Raw genomic sequence first — 16,224 nt, forward strand, 5'->3', positions numbered from 1 at the left:
CCGTCACCGCCCCCGGCCTCTACCCGGAGGGCGTCTCCTGGGACCGGGGGCGCGGCGCGTTCATCGTGGGATCGAGCGCCCAGGGCACCCTCTCGGTGGTCCGGGCGGACGGCTCGGTCACCACCCTGACGGCCCCCTTCGCCCGTGTCTCCGTGCTCGGTGTCCATGTGGACGCCCCGCGCGGCAGAGTGCTGGCCACATACACCGACTTCTTCTTCCGCAAGCTGGGGATGGTGGACACCTCGCTGCCCCCGGTGAACGGCGTGGGAGTCTTCGATCTGGCCACCGGAGCCGTCCAGCGTCTCGTTCCGGTCTCCACGGGCGCGGCCGAACCCCGCACCAACGACGTCACCGTGGACCGGCACGGCGATGTCTACGTCACCGACACGGAGGTCGACACCATCACCCGGATCGGCCGGGACGGGGGCGTCCGCCAGGTCATCCACGACGAGCGCTTCACCACCGACGACACGGGCCCCAACGGCATCGTCCACCACCCCGGCGGCTTTCTGCTGATGGGCAGATACGCCGGAGGCCGGCTCTTCCGCGTCGAGCACCCCCGGTCGGCGCGTCCGCGCGTCAGCGAAGTACGGCTGGACCGGGCCCCCGTCTCCATCGACGGACTGGCGGTACGCCCCGACGGCTCGGTGATCGTCGTCGCCAACGATCTGTCGCTGCCCGGCGGCCTGCCGGGCCGTGACTCGGTGATCGTGCTGCGCTCCACCGACGGCTGGCGCACCGCGCGCACAGTACGGGACGACACCTGGCCGTTCGGCGACCCCACGACGGCCGCCGTGACCCCGTACGGCGACTACGTCATCAGCGGCGGGATCCGGGAGATCCTCACCGGTACCCCCTCCCCCACTCCCGGCCGGTTCCAGCTGCGCCGGCGCTGATCGGACGGCCCCGGCCGGACCCTGATGGACCCGGCCGGACCCGCACCACCGCCCCCCGGTGGCGGACACACGCCATCGGCCCCGAGATCCCGGGAGTCACTCCATGCCTCAACCGCCCCGAAGTCCGTTCACCGCCCTCGCCCGGCTGACCGGCAGACGGCCCCGGGCGCTGCTCGGGCTCACCCTGCTGCTGCTGGCGGGCGCCGTCGTCCTCGGCGGCGGGGTGGCCGACCGGCTGCGCAGCGGAGGCAGCGGCGGGGTCGTCGACCCCGCGTCCGAATCCTCGTTCGCCGCCGATGTCCTGGAACGCGAATTCCCCGCCGCCCGCCCCGATCTCGTCCTGCTCGTCACGGCGGACGGCGGTTCCGCGCGGGTCGACGACGCCGAACCGGCACGGCAGGGCCGCGCACTGGCCGCCCGGCTCGCCGATGTGCCCGGCGTCGGCGGGGTCGCCTCCTTCTGGGACGCCCGTGCCGGAGCGCTCCGTTCCGAGGACGGCCGCCAGGCGCTGATCGTCGCCCGGGTGGGCGGCGACGAGTCGGCGGCCGAGCGGACGCTCACGGACGAGATCATCCCCCGCTTCGACGGGCGGCGGGGCGATCTCGACGTACGGATCGGCGGCAGTCTCGCGGTCCAGCGGGAGCAGCAGACCTTCATCAGCGAGGACCTGCTGCGCGCCGAGCTGATAGCGCTGCCGATCACCCTGCTGATCCTGATCGTGGTCTTCGGCAGCGCCGTCGCCGCACTGCTGCCGGTCGGCATCGGGGTGATCGCCATCCTCGGCACCAACGCGGTGCTGCGGGTGATCACCGAGTTCACCGATGTGTCGGTCTTCGCGAGCAATCTCACCACCGCGCTGGGGCTCGGGCTCGCCATCGACTACGCCCTGCTGATCGTGCGCCGCTACCGGGAGGAGCTCGGCCGGGGCAGGGACGCCCCCGCCGCGCTCGCCGTCACCCTCGACACCGCCGGGCGGACGGTGCTGTTCTCCGCCGCGACGGTGGCCGTCTCCCTGGCCGCGATGATGGTCTTCCCGCTGTACTTCCTGCGCTCCCTCGCCTACGCGGGGATCAGTGTGGTGGTCCTCGCGGCCCTCGCCGCGCTGGTGGTGCTGCCCGCGCTGCTGACGGTGCTCGGCCCGCGGATCGACGCCCTGGATGCGCGCCGGCTGGTGCGGCGGCGCTCCCCGCGCGGGCCGAAGAGCGCGGAGGGCGCGGGCTGGGCCCGGCTGGCGCGCTGGGTGATGCGGCGTGCGCCACTGGTGGCGACCGGCACCCTCGGCGTACTGCTGCTGCTCGGCGTGCCGTTCCTCGACGTCGACTTCGGCACGGCCGACTACCGGCAGCTGCCCCGGGCGGCCGAGTCCCGCGTGGTCCAGGAGCAGATCCGGGACGGCTTCGACGGCAGCCCCACCGGGACGGTGGACATCGTCGCCGAAGGGCCCGGGGACGGCGAACTCGCCGCCTACGCGCGGAAGCTGTCCGAGCTGCCCGGGGTGGTGCGGGTGGAATCGCCGGCGGGCCGCTTCACCGGAGGCGACGGCGCGGGCCCGGCGCGGCCCGACCGGGTCTCGGGCGATACGGCGTATCTCACCGTCGTGCCCGGCGTGGAGGCGATCTCCGAGCGGGGCAAGGAGCTGGCGCGGACGGTACGCGCCGTGGACACGCCCTTCCCCGCCCATGTCTCCGGCGCGAGCGCGGCCCTGATCGACACCCAGGCCGCGATCGGGCGCGGACTGCCCTGGGCCGTCGGCATCATCGTGCTCGCGACGCTGGTGCTGGTCTTCCTGCTCACCGGCAGCGTCCTGGCGCCGGTGCAGGCCGTGCTGCTCAACGCGCTCAGTCTCACCGCGATGCTGGGCGCGGTCGTGTGGATCTTCCAGGACGGCCATCTCTCCGGGCTGCTGGACTTCACCCCGACCGGCAGCATCGAGACCGCGCTGCCGGTGCTGATGTTCTGCCTCGCCTTCGGACTCTCCATGGACTACGGGGTGTTCCTGCTGTCGCGGATCAAGGAGGAGCGGGAGCGGCTGCCCGACCACCGGGCCGCGGTGGTCGAGGGCATCCGGAGCACCGGCGGGGTGATCACCGCGGCGGCCGTCGTCCTCGCCACGGTGATGGTCGCCATCGGGAGCTCCCGGATCACCAATACGAAGATGCTGGGGCTCGGCGTCGCCCTGGCGATCCTGATGGACGCCATGGTGGTCCGGACCCTGCTGGTGCCCGCGGTGCTCGCGCTCACCGGCCGGGCGACCTGGTGGGCCCCCGCGCCGCTGCGCCGGCTGCACGCCCGGTTCGGGATCGCCGAGGGCGGCCGGGACCGGCCCCCGGAGCCTCCGGACGCTCCGCCCGCCGTCCGGGCGGAACAGCCGCCGGTGCCCGCCGGGAGCACCCCGGGCTGACACCGCCCGCGCCACGGGCGCGGCGGGACCTCCCGGTCCCGCCGCGCCCGTTCGCGTATCCCCGCGTACCCCTGTGTACCCCCTCGTACCCCCGCGAACAGCTGCTTTGGCGCTGCTCAAGCGGCGGACTCTAGCGTCCGTGACACCGCAGACACGGCGGACGCCGAGGGGGAGAGATCCGTTGACATCGATGCGACAGACCGGGCCGGATGCGCAGCCCGCGCGGCCGGCCCCGGTACCGGAAGGAGGCGCCATGGCCATCGACACGATCGTGGTCGACTACGGAGGGGTGCTCACCAACCCGCTCGCGGAGACCTTCGCGGCCTTCGCCGAGCTGGCCCGGCTGACCGCCGACGACCTCGCCCGGGCCTTCGCGGCGGCGACCGAGGAGTACGGCGAGAGCCCCATGGCCCCGCTGGAGACCGGCCGGATCAGCGAGCGGCAGATGGCCGAGCGAATCCTCGCCCAGCTCCCCGAAGGGGCCGGACGGATCCTGGAGGGACGCTCCTTCGGCGAACTCTGGTTCCGCGGACGCCGCCCCAACAAGCCCTTTCTGTCACATCTGCGGGTGCTGCGCCGCGATGGCTTCCGGCTCGCGCTGCTCACCAACAACGTACGGGAGTGGGAGCCCCTGTGGCGGGCTCAGCTCCCCGTGGACGAGCTCTTCGACGCCGTCGTGGACTCGCACCGGGAAGGGGTGCGCAAACCGGATCCGGCGATCTACCGGATTCTGCTGAAGCGGCTCGGGGCGAGCGCGGACCGGTGTCTGTTCGTGGACGACACCCCGGAGAACTGCGCGGCGGCGGCCCGGCTCGGCATCCACCCGCTGCTGTTCACCGACACCTCCGCCGCGATCGACGGGATATCGGCCGTGCTGCGACGGCCCGGCGTGCCGGTGGGGGGCGGTACGCGATGACCGCCCCCGTGCTCGTCATCGGCGCCGGGCCGACCGGGCTCACCGCCGCCTGCGCCCTGTGGTCCCTCGGGGTGCCCTGCCGGGTCGTGGACCGGCGCACCGGCCCCGGCACGGCCCCCAAGGGGCTGGTGCTCTGGAGCGGCGCTCTGGAGTGTCTGCACCGCCTCGGGGTCGCCCGCGAACTCGCCGGACAGGCGCTGGAGCTGACCGGGGCCTCGTACTGGTCGAACGGCAGACGGATCGCCGGGGCGCGCTTCGGCGGGCTCGCGGACACCGCCTTCCCCGGCCCGCTCTGCGTCCCGCAGCCGGTCACCGAACGCGCCCTGCACGCCCGGCTGATCCGGCTCGGCGGCGGCGTCGAGTGGGAGACCGAGGCCACGGCGGTGAGCGCGCACGGCGAAGGCGCCGACGCGTCGGCGACCGTACGGCTGCGCTCGGCGGACGGCGAGGAGACCGTACGCGTCCCCTGGCTGATCGCCGCGGACGGCGCGCGCGGGCCGGTCCGCGACAGCGTCGGCATCCCCTTCGAGGGCCATACCTTCGACCGTACGTTCCTGATCCGCGACGGCCTCCTGACGGGCGTGCCCGCCGACGCCGAGGTGCAGCACCACATCAGCCCGGACGGGGTGCTGGTGATCGTGCCCCAGCCGGACGGCCACCGGATCTTCTTCGACATCGCGTCCGACGAGCTGACCGAGCCGCCCTCCGACGAGCTCCTCCAGCGGCTGCTGGACGAGCGGGGACCGGGCGGGCTGCGGCTGGCCGGCACCTGGTGGTCCAGCCGCTTCCAGGTCCACGCCAAGGTGGCCCCGCGCTTTCGCGCGGGTCCCGTGCTGCTGGCGGGGGACGCGGTGCACGCCCACTCCACCGCGGGCGGCCAGGGCCTCAACACAGGCGTCCAGGACGGCTACGACGCCGGCTGGCGGCTGGCGTCGGTGGTACGCGGCTGCGATCCGTCGCTGCTCGACGGCTACGAGGCCGAGCGCCGTCCCGCGTCGGTGCGGGCGGTCCGCAGCGGGGACCGGCAGACCCGGCTGTGGCTGCTGCGCCATCCGCCGGCGCGGGCCCTGCGGGACGCCGCGCTGCGGCTGCTCTCCCGGCGCGGGGTGCTGGAGACCAAGGTGGTGCCGCTGCTGGCGCAGCTCGATCTCGACCACTCCGCCAGCCCGTCGGTGGCCGATCTGGACGGAGCGGCGGGGGCCCCGCGCGCGCTGCGGCTGGGCCGGCGCGCTCCCGACGCCGGGCTCACCCCGGTGCAGGGCCGGGCGCTGCTCTCGCTCCACTCCCATCTGGCCGACGGGCGGCACACCCTGCTCGCGTACGGCGGCGACACGGTGGGCGCGCAGGCCGCGCGGATCCAGGGGACGCTGCGGGAGCGGGGCACGGCCGACGCGGTGAAGGTGCTCTGGGTGCGGCCGGCGCACACGGCACACGGCCGTACCGGCGTCCGCCCCGCCGGGCTGGAGATCGCGTACGAGCGGGGCGGCACGCTCGGCGGCGGCGCGTCCCACTGGTTCGCGTACATCCGCCCCGACGGCGTCGTGGGAGCCCGGTCGGGCCCCGCCGGTCTCGCCGCGCTGCTCGCCAGGCTGCCGTCCCGTCCCCCGTACCCCGCGCCCGTGCCCGCGCCGGCCGTGGAACGTTCCGCGTGACGCGGCCCGCCCCACCTCTGTCCAGCGAAGGGAAGACCCTCACCATGTCGGCACCCACGTCCGTACCCGGGTCCATACCCGCCCCGCCGCCCGCCACGGCTCCCACCGGGGTCGCGGCCGGCCGGGCAGCGGCCGGGGAACGGTCCGCACCGGTCGAGCTGAGCTATGACTCCACCGTGCCGCGCTCCCTGGTCCACCGGTTGGCGGTGGCCGAGGTGTTCGTCACCGACTCGGTCCAGAGCGGCGAGGACAGCTTCGTCGTCGCCGCACAGCTCCCCCGCGGTCATGTGATCGGCGAGGGCGCGCTGTACGACTTCACGCTGCTCCTCGAAGTGGTGCGGCAGGCCGGGGTGCTGGCGGCGCACCGGCATCTGGGCGTCCCCCTGGCGTCCGCGTTCATCCTCAGGGACTTATCGCTGCGCACCACCGGCTTCGAGCCGCTGCGCATCGGCTCCCGGCCGGCGGACGTCGTCCTGTCGCTGGACGCGCGGCCCCGGCGCAACCGGGCGGGCCGGGTCCAGGGGTTCAGCTTCACCGGGGAGATCCAGGTCGACGGGGAGCCCGCGATGCTGGGTCAGGGCGGGCTGCTGATCCTGTCCAAGGCCGCCTACCGGGTGCTGCGCAGCAAGCGGCTGGTGCCCGACCATCCCGGTTTTCTGCTGCCGCGCTTCACCGCGGCCGATCCCTCGGCCGTGGGGCGGCGGAACGCCCGCAATGTGTTCATCACGGATCCGGTCTCGGAGTCCGATCACAGCGAGTTCTTCGCGCAGTTGGTGGTGGACACCTCCCACCCGCATATGTTCGACCATCCACTGGACCATGTGCCGGGGCATCTCCAGATGGAGGCCGCGCGTCAGCTGGCCGTCGCGTCGGTGGCGCGGCTGCACGGCCTGGATCCGTACACGCTGGCGGTCGCCTCCATCGTCACCAGCTTCACCGACTACACGGAGCTGGACCGGATCACCCGGCTGCGGGCGACCGTGGACGGGATCCGCTGGGACGACCGGCTGCGGACGTTCACCGTGCCGGTGGCGGTCGAGGCGCTTCAGGAAGGCCGGACGACCACCGCCCTGCGGCTCGAAGTGGCACAATGGTCCTGAGGTCGAAAGGGCCTTCACAGAAACCCCGCACATACCTTCTATCCAGTACCATTTGCGCCCAAAAGGTGTCGGCCGAACGACCGAGCCCGAACGGGGACCGCATTGATTCGCATCCTGCTCGCCGAGGACATGCACATGGTTCGCGGGGCGCTTGTGGCGCTGCTGGCTCTGGAGGACGACCTTGAGGTGGTCGCCGAGGTCGAGCGGGGCGACACCATCGTCAGCACGGTGATGGAGTGCCGGCCCGATATCGCGATCATCGATGTCGACCTTCCCGGGCTCGACGGTCTCAGCGCCGCGGCGCTCCTCGCCGAACAGGCGCCCTGGTGCCGGACGCTCATCCTGACGAGTCTGGGCAGGCCCGGCACCCTGCGGAAGGCGCTGGCCGCCCGGGTCGGCGGCTTTCTGCTCAAGGAGGCCCCGCCGGCCCGGCTGGCCCACGCGGTACGGGAGGTGGCGGGCGGACGGCGGGTCATCGATCCCCAACTCGCCCTGGCGGCCTTCGACAACGGCGAGAATCCGCTGACTCCGCGCGAGGTGGAAGTACTGCGGATGGCCGCGGACGGCGCCGAGGCGGCGGAGATCGCGGTCCGGCTCTTTCTCTCGGTGGGCACGGTGCGCAACTATCTGACGACGATCGTCACCAAGCTCAACGCCCGCAACCGGGTCGACGCCATCCGGGTGGCGAGGGAGAGCGGCTGGCTGATGTGATCTCTCGCGCCTCGCGAACCCGACTGCTGTCCATTACCCGCCGCCTGTCGACCGCCGCCTGCCGTCGTGATCTGACGTAGCGTCATAACACGTGTCAACGCGGTGGATCGGCGACCGCTCACCCCGCCGCGCACCCGGGCAGCTCCAGCGGCGCCTCGGCGGTCAGCACGAACCAGCCCTGCGCGTCGAGGCCGGAGGTGAGACGGCCGCCGACCACCGCGAGCCGGAACCGCAGATTCTGCAGCCCGCTGCCGTCCGGGGACCCCATGGCCTCCGGCCCGTCCGCCGCGGCCGGTTCCACGCCGTCGTTGGCGATGATCAGCACCAGACCGCCCGCCGGGGTGGTCCAGCTCTCGATCCGGCAGTTCTCCGCCTTGCTGTGGCGGAGCAGATTGGTGACGGCCTCCCGCAGCACCGTCGCCATGATGGTGTTGGTCTCGCCCTCGGGCAGCTTGCCGCGCATCTCCACGGCCGCCTGGATGCCGCCGGCCTCCAGCACCGCCTGCGCCGAGACCACTTCGGTGGCCAGGGACATATCGCGGTAGCCGCGGGCGACCGTCCGCACATCGGACAGCGCCTGACGGGATATCTCCAGGATGTTCTCCAGCTCCTCCTGGGCGCGGTCGGCCTCGCGGTGCACCAGCCGGCGGGCGAGCTCGCTCTTGAGGGTGATCGCCGAGAGGCTGTAGCCGAGCAGATCGTGCAGATCGCGGGCGAACCTCAGCCGTTCCTGGTTCACGGCCAGCCGGGCGATCGCGTGCTGCGCTTCCTGCACCTCGATCACCAGCTCGGCCAGTCGGCTCAGCCCGTACACCGTCAGCCCGGTGAGGATGGTGGCGACGCCGAAGTACACCGAGCCCACGAGGTTCGTCCCGAGCACCAGCGGCCCGGTCGCACAGCCCACCGCGCCGACCAGGCCGAAGAGCGGCCAGGCCACCCCCGGGGGCAGCACCAGGAGCACGGAGGCGCCGAGGAATCCGGACATGCCGCCCCAGCCGAACCCCAGGACGAAGAGCGGCAGATAGGTCAGCAGCGCCTGGAGGGCGAGCGTCCACCGGCCCCACCGGGCCCGTAACCACCGCAGCCGGTAGGCCGAGTGGACCAGTTGCAGACTGAAGATCGCGATGAAGCCGACGGCCGACGCGGTGAGGGTGAGCGGATGCGGACGGGCTTCGAGGATGTTGATGAAGCCCACCAGGAGGAAGCCGCACTGGACCACCAGCAGGATACTGGAGGCGAGTTGAGGCGGCGGCGCGTCGCTGGCGAGGGTGCGTACCGCCGATGAGAGGGCCGGCATCCCGCCGGTCGTCTGCTCGGTCCCCCGTGTGCCGCTGAGTCCGGACCTGCCCGTGCCTGTCGTGGCGTCCTTCATGCATTCCCCCGCGAAACGGCATCAAGGGAGATCAGTCTATGGAGGGACGGTGAACTCCGAAGCCGGTTTGTGGATTAGACCTGTGAAAATCGTGCGCCGCAGAGGCGGGTAGCTCACGTTCCTGAGGGAGTGTACCGAGGACGAAGCCGCCGACGCTCGGCTCGATGCGCCAGTCCTGGCCGGTTGCGCGGGCCGCGAGCTCGATGTCTCCGCTGCCGAGGGCGCAGGGCGCGAGCCCCATCGCGGTGCCGATCAGATACAGATTCTGGGTCACCGCGCCGACGTGCTTGAGCGTCAGCGCGTACGCCAGTCCGCTGTATTTCCAGGTGAGACGGTGGATGCGGGAGGTGATGGTGATGACGACGGCGGGCAGGTCGGTCAGCCCCGCGGTGATCCGCGCCTCGTCGAACAACTCGGACATGCCCGACCCCGGCTCGGCGTCGCCGACCTGGACCAGGCAGTGTTCCAGCGGGGCGTAGTAGTGGATTCCTGGCGGGATTCCGGCGCAGTCGCGTACGGAGAGATAGAACTCCAGCTCGAAGGCGCGGCCTCCGCTGGGGTAGGGCCGGTCGGTGAAGGGACCCTCCTGGGCGTTGTGCCGGTTCTCATGGAGGGAGCGGACCCGCAGCGCCCGGTGGAGGAACTCGCCGAGGGTGTCGGCGTCGAGCCGGGCCGAGCCGAAGGAGCGGACGCTGCGGCGCTCCTCGACCACGGTGGTCAGCGGGGGGTCGGTGAGCTTCACCCCGGACGGCGACGGACGCTTCAGCACGATGCGCGGCCCGTCCGGCAGCGGCTTGACCGCCGGTGCGGGGGCCATCCGCTCGGCGAGCGGATAGGTGGCGCCGAAGTCGGCGTCGTGCCGGCCCAGGGTGCTGCGGGTGTGGAAGAGCAGATCGACGGCGGACCACGAGGCCAGCGCGGGGTCCCGGTCCTCGGCGAAGTCCGGCGCCGCGGGGGTGTCGGGCGCCCCGGGCACCCCGGGCATGCCCGGCCGGTCGGATCCGGCGGTACGGTCCAGCGCGCCGGTACGGTCCGGTCCGGTCGCGCGGGCGGATGCGCCGGAGCCGTCGCGCGCGTCGAGCCGCCCCGGTTCGGGTCCGCTTCCCGGCGGCGGGAGCGACGGCTCGGCGGGCACCGCCATCCCGGTCGCCAGCAGATGGGCGATGATCTCCATCGTCGCCTCGGCGGGCAGCGGCACCGCCGCCGCCACCTCGGCGCTGGTGACCGGGCGGCCGAGCATGCCGACCACCCACGCGGCCTCGGGGCTGTGCAGCACCACGCGGTGCAGCGAGATCGGGGACTCCAGGACGAACCCCTTCCCCTCGGTGCGCAGAAAGGCGTACTGGGACAGGCGGATCGGCTGCCGCCGGCCGCCCCCGCCGGGGCCGAAACGGGCCGACGGGGAGATGGGCACCACGGAGAGCAGCAGATGGTCCGGGCTGTCCAGGCAGAGCGAGCGCACCACCAGATGCTGGAGCCGCTGGAGCGCGACGAGGATCTCGGCCAGTGAGCCGGTCACGGGCGTGCTCACCGAGCTGCCCTCCGCCGATGAGGAGCACACCACGCTGTCGGCCACCACATTGGCCAGTGAGATGGGGCCGAGACTCATCCGGCGCAGCGCCTCGTGGACCGCCGGCCGCGCGTGGTGCAGCCGGACCTCCCCCCACCGCCCGGAGAGGACCACGGAACCACCTGGGCAGCCCGTCTCCACCAGAACGTCCTCACGGAGCGCCCAGAGCAGCAGACTGCGCCTTCCGCGGCGTACGGCCGGCGGGGCGTCGACGGACCTCTCAACTGGCATGTGAACTCCTGAGCGGGGCAGGGAATCGGCCGATGAGGCGGCCCACGGGTTCTCAGACGAAGAGCGGAACGGGGTTGAGATCGTCGTACGGCGTGGGCGAGGAGAGCAGGCCCATCCGTACCGGTACATCGAACAGCCGTCCGGGAGCGTAGCGCGCCCAGAAGTGGCGCAGACCCGGTACGACGACCTTCACCACGGGAATCCCGATGTCGGGCCTGGTCTGGTCGAGTACCAGCATGTCCATGCCGTGGTTCTTCAGCAGGGCGACGGCGGTGTCGACGTCGTCGCGCAGATCGGGGCGGCAGCGGGCGGGGAAGTCGGCCGGGCCACGGGCGGGTGCGCCGGGGTCGGGCAGCAGATAGGGCTGGTTGCCCACGGTCGCTCCCCACCACCAGCCGATCGGTTCGGGCGCGGTGGAGCCGTAACCGCCGCCGTCGGCGCGGGCGTCCACCACCGCGGGCAGCAGCTGGTTCATCTCGGTGAGGGCGCGGCGCATCGCCACGACGGGGTCGAAGTGCGCGCCGAAGCCGAACATGATGTCCTCGGCCGGTTTGTCGGTACGCCGGGACAGCGCCGCGAACACCGGGACGCCGAGGTCGGAGGTGAGATCGAGGGCCCACACCTCCCGGTTCAGCTCACGGTAGACGCCGATCAGTTCCTCGGTCCAGGGGTCGCCGAAGCCGCCGGGGCCGGTCAGCTCGGCGGCGGGCTGACGGGTGCGGTTGTACCACCACAGCGCCACCGCGTCACGCTCGACGAGTTCGAGGAAGCCGTGGAGTATCGCGTCCTCAAGACTGCTTCCAGCGGCGTTGCCGTTGGAGTCGGCGCGCAGTGAGCGGCGTCCCGCGGGCATGGACGCCGGCCCCTCCTGGGGACCGCCGTAGTACAGCATCCCGGTGGGCAGCAGCCGCTGGCGCCGCTCGGTGAGCGACCAGACGGGCGTCCAGTCGACCGGGGCCCGGTCGTCGAAGGGTTCGGGGACCCAGTGGTACGAGCTGTTCAGGGCGTTCCAGCGGTCGCGGTCGCGGAACTGCCGGGGTGCGAAGAGCTGGCAGGAGTCCGGGGAGACGGCGGCCTCCCCCAGCGCCCGCAGACTGTCCCGGACGCGCGGCTCATCGCCCTGGAGGGTGCCGCTGTAACGCTCCAGCGACTCGCACAGGGCGCTGACCTCGGCCTCCAGCGCGGTGGCGCCCTTGCCTCCGCTGACCTGGCGCAGTCCCGCGCGCAGCTGGGCGAGATCGTTGCCGCCCACCGCGGGGTTGCGGCCGGCCAGATAGCAGTGCAGCCCCTGCGGGGCCCGGGGATCCCGGCGGATGGTGTCGACCACCCCGGTCACCGGGCTCACCAGATACGCATACCGGTCCTGGACCTCCTGGACGGAGCGCGCGCGGTGGCCGCCGCCCCCGTACGGGGTCTTGGGCCGGGACACGAGGGTCACCGGGCGCTTGACCCACGCGGAGACCAGGCCGGGGTCGCCGCAGTCGGGGCACTGCGGGCGGCGGCGCAGCTCATGATGACGGGTCGTCAGCGAGAGGGTGTCCAGGGTCGCCACCGACGACTGACTGGGATAGCGGTAGCCGGCCAGCCACTTGGCGGCTTCCAGCACGGTCAGCTGAGCGGCGGCACTGGAGGACGCCGGGACGCGGGCGGCGGGACGCGGGACCGGGCCGGCGAGGCCGAGCGCCCGCCGGACCGGGGCCTCGGACATCCGGTGGCCGCGCAGCCGGTGGGCCAGACAGGACCAGCAGGCCCCGGCCCCGGGCACGAACACAGGGCCGAGCCACGCGGTCGGACCGCCGGGCCGGGCCAGCAGCCAGGGCCGGCCGGTGACCTGGTGCAGGGCGTCGATCTCGCGGAGCTGGGGGTTCAGATAGTCGTCGCAGACGACGACGGAGAGCTGTGCGGCCGATCCGGCGCCCACGCTCTCGCGGGCGTCGCCGCAGACCGCGGAGAGACCGGCAGCCGCCGACGCCTCAAGGACCCGGTCGGCGGTCACACCGCCCACGGTCAGCACCTGGACCCGGGCCGCGGTGAGCCGCTGAAGCGATTCGGCGCCGTCGAGTCCGGCGAGTTCCCAATAGGCGAGCGCGGGTCCCCGCACACCGTCGGCGGGGGTTTCGGGGGCGGGGGCCGAGTATCCGACGAGCCCGGCCTGAGCCAGCCGCCCGATGAGGCGGCCCGCCTGTTCGGCGGGGATCGTGCGAGAGGCCTCGCGCAGTACGGACGGCAGGTCACGGGTGCCGTCCAGCAGCGGTACCAGGGCCTCGATCTGCTCGCCCTGGAGTGCGGTGACACCCCCGTCCGAGAGCAGATAGGCCGCGTCTCCGGCGACGACCTCAGCTCGCAGATGGCTACGGAAACCCACGCGCCGCCCACGCGTGGTCTCCGGGGCATCCACGGGGCGTTCTCCGTGGACGGCGGTCATCGCAGGATCGTCCGCGTCTCGGCCGAAGGGGTGCGGGGTGCGGTCTCCCAGGCGTCCGTCACCCAGCACACGCAGGTCGGCGCGTGCGCCGTCGTGGGTCTGGTGAGCTCCTCGATGGACAGTTCGCACACCGGGAGCTCCGGCAGCGCCGGCGCCTGCTCCCCTACTGCCAGCGTGACGCCGAACTCGTCGAGAACCGACCGGGCGTCCGCCCGGTAGCGGTCCGCCAGGGCCGGCTCCAGCCAGGTGCGTGCGATCAGTTCCACCAGTCGCTCCTGGGAAAGCCGCCCGCCATCGGCGAGCGCAGGGCCGGTGAGGCCGGTGAGGCCGGTGTCGCCGGTATCGGCCGGGGCCTCGGGAGCGAAAAGAATGCTGTCGTTCATGCTGTCCTCCGCATTCATCCGGTGCTGTGGATCGGAGCCGCGGTGCGTGGATCCATAGCCAGAATTGTTCGGCGCGGGGGCTGTTCGGGGACAGTGTTCGGTTCACCCGTCCCATGTGATTTCCTCATGGGCCCGACCGTCGTGGATTCATACGGGGCCGGTGAACCGATCACTGGGCCCGGCGGCGGCCCGCTGCCATCGTGGTGAGCACCGGAGACGAAACCGGGCGGTTGTGGTTGGAGGGAGAACCAGATGGAGATCCGGGTCCTGGGGCCGCTCGTCGCGCAGCTCGGCAACACCTCGGTGGTACCGAGCGCCGCGAAGCCGCGTCAGGTGCTCGCCCTGCTGGCGCTGCGCCCCGGCCAGGTGGTGACCGTGTCCACGCTGCTCGACGAATTATGGGGGGACGCGCCCCCGCGCACGGCCCCGGCCACCTTGCAGACGTATGTACGACAGTTGCGCCGGATGCTGGGGACGGCGCTGGACCCGGCGGGGGTCCGGGGGCCGAAGGACGTGCTCTGCACCCGCTACGGCGGGTACGCGCTGGATGTGACCGCCGCCGTGGACGCGACGGAGTTCCAGCGGCTCTGCGCGGCCGGGCAGACCGCGCTGCGGGAGGGAGCGGCGCTGGAGGCGTCCGGGCTGCTGCACCGGGCGCTGGCGCTGTGGCGCGGTCCGGCGCTGGCGGACATCCAGATCGGGCGGGCTCTGGAGGTCGAGACCCTGCGGCTGGAGGAGACCCGGCTCTGCGCGCTCGACGCGCGGATCGAGGCGGATCTGCGGCTCGGCCGCCATGTGGCGCTGCTGGGCGAGCTGACCGCGCTCGCGGCCCAACAGCCCCTGCACGAGACCGTGCACGCACAGCTGATGCTGGCGCTGTACCGCTCGGGCAGGCCCTCCCACGCGCTCAGCGCCTATCAGCGACTGCGCAGATCGCTGATCCGCGAACTGGCGCTGGAGCCCTCGCCGAGGCTGCGGCGGCTGCATCAGTCGATCCTGGCGGCGGACCCGGGGCTTGAGCCGCCGGATCCGGCCACGAGCAGTGCGACGGCGCGGACCACGGGCCGGTTGCTGCCCGCGTCCGCCTGATCGCCCGGACGGCTCCGGCACGGCATCACGCGGCGGCCCCCGTGCCGATGCCCTGACCGGAAGCCGAAGTCCGCGGCCCCCGTGACCTGGTCACGGGGGCCGCGGCATGCGCGGGTCCCGGCGGCGCCGACGGACGGGCCGCCGGATGCGACGGGTCCTCCCGTGCCCGCATGCCCAGGCCCTGAGCGGGCGGCCGGGTTCCGGCCATTTGGCGAACCTTAAGCACCGCTCCCGACGCTGGGGGGTGTCGGCCGGTTCCGCGGCGGCGGAGCCGTGCGGGCCGGGTGCACACGGGGAGACCGCTCCTCCCCCGCACCCGGACCGCCCGGGCGTCCACCGCCGGACCGGCCGGCACCACCACCGGGCAGCGCTGACAGAGATCGGCTCAGCGGGCCTCGGACCGGTGGACATCGTGCACCGAGAGGAGAACCGGGGATATGACGCGATATCTGAGGCGCGGCGGCAGGACCGGAAGGGACCGGCTCCGGATGTTCTGCTTCCCCTACGCGGGCGGCGGCGCTTCCGCCTACGCGGCATGGCAGCGCAAGCTCGGCCCCACCGTGGATGTACAGCCCGTCCAGCTCCCCGGCCGTGAGGGCCGGATGGCGGAGCCGCGCTTCACCGATCTGGCGGCGCTCGTGGCCGATCTGGACCGGGAGATCGGGCCCGAGCTGGAGGGGCCGCATGTGCTGTACGGACACAGCATGGGCGCGCTGATCGCCTTCGCCCTGACCCAGCGCCGCCGGGCGCGCGGGGCGCCGCTCCCCGTCGCCTTGCTGCTCAGTGCGCACCGGGCCCCCCATCTGCCCGCCCCGCCGCTCACGGGCTGCTACACCAAGGACGACATGGAGCTGGTGCGCGGGCTGGCCGCGCTGGGTGGTCTGCCCCGGGCGCTGCTGGACCGCCCCGAGTGGCTGGCGGCGCTGCTGCCCGTGGTCCGGGGGGATCTGATGCTGTGCGCGGGCGCGGGGGGCGTGGACAGATCGCCGCTGCCGGTGCCCGTGCACTCCTTCGCGGGCGCGGACGACCGGCTGGTGACCGTGGCGGAGATCCGTGAGTGGGCCGCGTACTCGACCCGGGAGAGCGGGACCACGGTGCTCCCCGGCGGCCACTTCTTCATCCGGGAGCACGAGGGCGTCTTCCTGGACCGGCTCTCCGATGCGCTGCGGCTATACGCGGAGCCGGCCGAGCTGGCGGAGCTGGCCGGGCTGGACCTGGTGGGGGCGCCGAGCGACTGAGCCTGCGGGCGGGCGGCGGCGGGCGGGCCGCCGGCTTCCGGGGTGCTCCATGCGCTCCGGGCACGCCGCGAAGGCGCTCCTCCCCGCGACCGGGGAGGAGCGCCTTTGTCGTCCGACGCCGGAGCCTGTTCCGGGGCGGGGTGCGGTGTGCTGGGGTCCGGGGGCCGCGCCTTGCGCGGGTGCTTCGGGGTGGGGCTGGGCGCGGTGGGTCAAGGTCCGGGGTCCGCTCCGGGGTGGTGC

Annotated in this window: 12 protein-coding genes; 8 read left to right on the forward strand and 4 right to left on the reverse strand. The window is 73.1% G+C overall.

Translation table 11 applies throughout. From position 1 onward, the window contains the following. The 6 genes from FF041_RS26235 to FF041_RS26260 form a co-directional block, all read left to right on the forward strand. Positions 1–896 (forward strand): SMP-30/gluconolactonase/LRE family protein (locus tag FF041_RS26235; RefSeq protein WP_153525112.1); only part of this gene is annotated, 896 nt, incomplete at its 5' end. A 103-nt stretch (positions 897–999) separates the two neighbouring features. Next, the gene (locus FF041_RS26240) at positions 1,000–3,297 is read left to right on the forward strand and encodes an MMPL family transporter (protein WP_153525114.1); all 2,298 of its coding nucleotides are present in this window, start codon (positions 1,000–1,002) and stop codon (positions 3,295–3,297) included. A gap of 253 nt (positions 3,298–3,550) precedes the next feature. Continuing rightward, positions 3,551–4,213 (forward strand): HAD family hydrolase, encoded by a 663-nt coding sequence (locus FF041_RS26245; protein ID WP_153525115.1) that lies wholly within the window; start codon positions 3,551–3,553, stop codon positions 4,211–4,213. Continuing rightward, complete coding sequence (locus FF041_RS26250) at positions 4,210–5,865, forward strand: FAD-dependent monooxygenase (protein WP_153525116.1); 1,656 nt, start codon at positions 4,210–4,212, stop codon at positions 5,863–5,865. The genes FF041_RS26245 and FF041_RS26250 overlap by 4 nt, the downstream gene beginning before the upstream one ends. Before the next feature lie 44 nt (positions 5,866–5,909). Next, the gene (locus FF041_RS26255) at positions 5,910–6,965 is read left to right on the forward strand and encodes a ScbA/BarX family gamma-butyrolactone biosynthesis protein (protein ID WP_153525118.1); all 1,056 of its coding nucleotides are present in this window, start codon (positions 5,910–5,912) and stop codon (positions 6,963–6,965) included. Between the two features lie 102 nt (positions 6,966–7,067). Continuing rightward, positions 7,068–7,676: a response regulator transcription factor gene (locus tag FF041_RS26260; protein ID WP_153485008.1), complete on the forward strand. Its 609-nt coding sequence runs from the start codon at positions 7,068–7,070 to the stop codon at positions 7,674–7,676. A 118-nt stretch (positions 7,677–7,794) separates the two neighbouring features. Here the strand turns inward: FF041_RS26260 and FF041_RS26265 are convergent, their stop codons facing one another. The 4 genes from FF041_RS26265 to FF041_RS26280 all read right to left on the reverse strand — a co-directional run bounded on the left by FF041_RS26265 (position 7,795) and on the right by FF041_RS26280 (position 13,657). Next, the gene (locus tag FF041_RS26265) at positions 7,795–8,973 is read right to left on the reverse strand and encodes a sensor histidine kinase (RefSeq protein WP_228388639.1); all 1,179 of its coding nucleotides are present in this window, start codon (positions 8,971–8,973) and stop codon (positions 7,795–7,797) included. Positions 8,974–9,079: 106 nt separating this feature from the next. Then, entirely contained in the window at positions 9,080–10,849 is a 1,770-nt protein-coding gene (locus tag FF041_RS26270; protein WP_153525120.1) for a SagB/ThcOx family dehydrogenase, read from the reverse strand. A 52-nt stretch (positions 10,850–10,901) separates the two neighbouring features. Next, a complete protein-coding gene (locus tag FF041_RS26275) occupies positions 10,902–13,274 on the reverse strand; it encodes a TOMM precursor leader peptide-binding protein (RefSeq protein ID WP_153525121.1) in 2,373 nt (790 codons plus the stop codon). Continuing rightward, positions 13,271–13,657, reverse strand: a complete 387-nt coding sequence (locus tag FF041_RS26280) for a TIGR04351 family putative TOMM peptide (RefSeq protein ID WP_153525123.1) — start codon at positions 13,655–13,657, stop codon at positions 13,271–13,273. The genes FF041_RS26275 and FF041_RS26280 overlap by 4 nt, the downstream gene beginning before the upstream one ends. 252 nt (positions 13,658–13,909) lie before the next feature. Here FF041_RS26280 and FF041_RS26285 point away from each other — a divergent pair, with 252 nt between their 5' ends. Together FF041_RS26285 and FF041_RS26290 are read left to right on the forward strand one after the other, a co-directional pair. After that, positions 13,910–14,746, forward strand: a complete 837-nt coding sequence (locus FF041_RS26285; RefSeq protein WP_153485015.1) for an AfsR/SARP family transcriptional regulator — start codon at positions 13,910–13,912, stop codon at positions 14,744–14,746. Between the two features lie 437 nt (positions 14,747–15,183). Beyond that, complete coding sequence (locus tag FF041_RS26290) at positions 15,184–15,984, forward strand: thioesterase II family protein (RefSeq protein WP_228388640.1); 801 nt, start codon at positions 15,184–15,186, stop codon at positions 15,982–15,984. Positions 15,985–16,224 lie beyond the last annotated feature (240 nt).

The organism is Streptomyces jumonjinensis, assembly GCF_009600885.1.
Lineage (GTDB): Bacteria > Actinomycetota > Actinomycetes > Streptomycetales > Streptomycetaceae > Streptomyces > Streptomyces jumonjinensis.

Bases quoted from the DNA above. Each gene is read 5' to 3' on its own strand.
- FF041_RS26240 (WP_153525114.1), top strand. From the start codon at position 1,000: ATGCCTCAACCGCCCCGAAGTCCGTTCACCGCCCTCGCCCGGCTGACC.
- FF041_RS26245 (WP_153525115.1), top strand. From the start codon at position 3,551: ATGGCCATCGACACGATCGTGGTCGACTACGGAGGGGTGCTCACCAAC.
- FF041_RS26250 (WP_153525116.1), top strand. From the start codon at position 4,210: ATGACCGCCCCCGTGCTCGTCATCGGCGCCGGGCCGACCGGGCTCACC.
- FF041_RS26255 (WP_153525118.1), top strand. From the start codon at position 5,910: ATGTCGGCACCCACGTCCGTACCCGGGTCCATACCCGCCCCGCCGCCC.
- FF041_RS26265 (WP_228388639.1), bottom strand. From the start codon at position 8,973: ATGCCGGCCCTCTCATCGGCGGTACGCACCCTCGCCAGCGACGCGCCG.
- FF041_RS26270 (WP_153525120.1), bottom strand. From the start codon at position 10,849: ATGCCAGTTGAGAGGTCCGTCGACGCCCCGCCGGCCGTACGCCGCGGA.
- FF041_RS26275 (WP_153525121.1), bottom strand. From the start codon at position 13,274: ATGACCGCCGTCCACGGAGAACGCCCCGTGGATGCCCCGGAGACCACG.
- FF041_RS26280 (WP_153525123.1), bottom strand. From the start codon at position 13,657: ATGAACGACAGCATTCTTTTCGCTCCCGAGGCCCCGGCCGATACCGGC.
- FF041_RS26285 (WP_153485015.1), top strand. From the start codon at position 13,910: ATGGAGATCCGGGTCCTGGGGCCGCTCGTCGCGCAGCTCGGCAACACC.
- FF041_RS26290 (WP_228388640.1), top strand. From the start codon at position 15,184: ATGACGCGATATCTGAGGCGCGGCGGCAGGACCGGAAGGGACCGGCTC.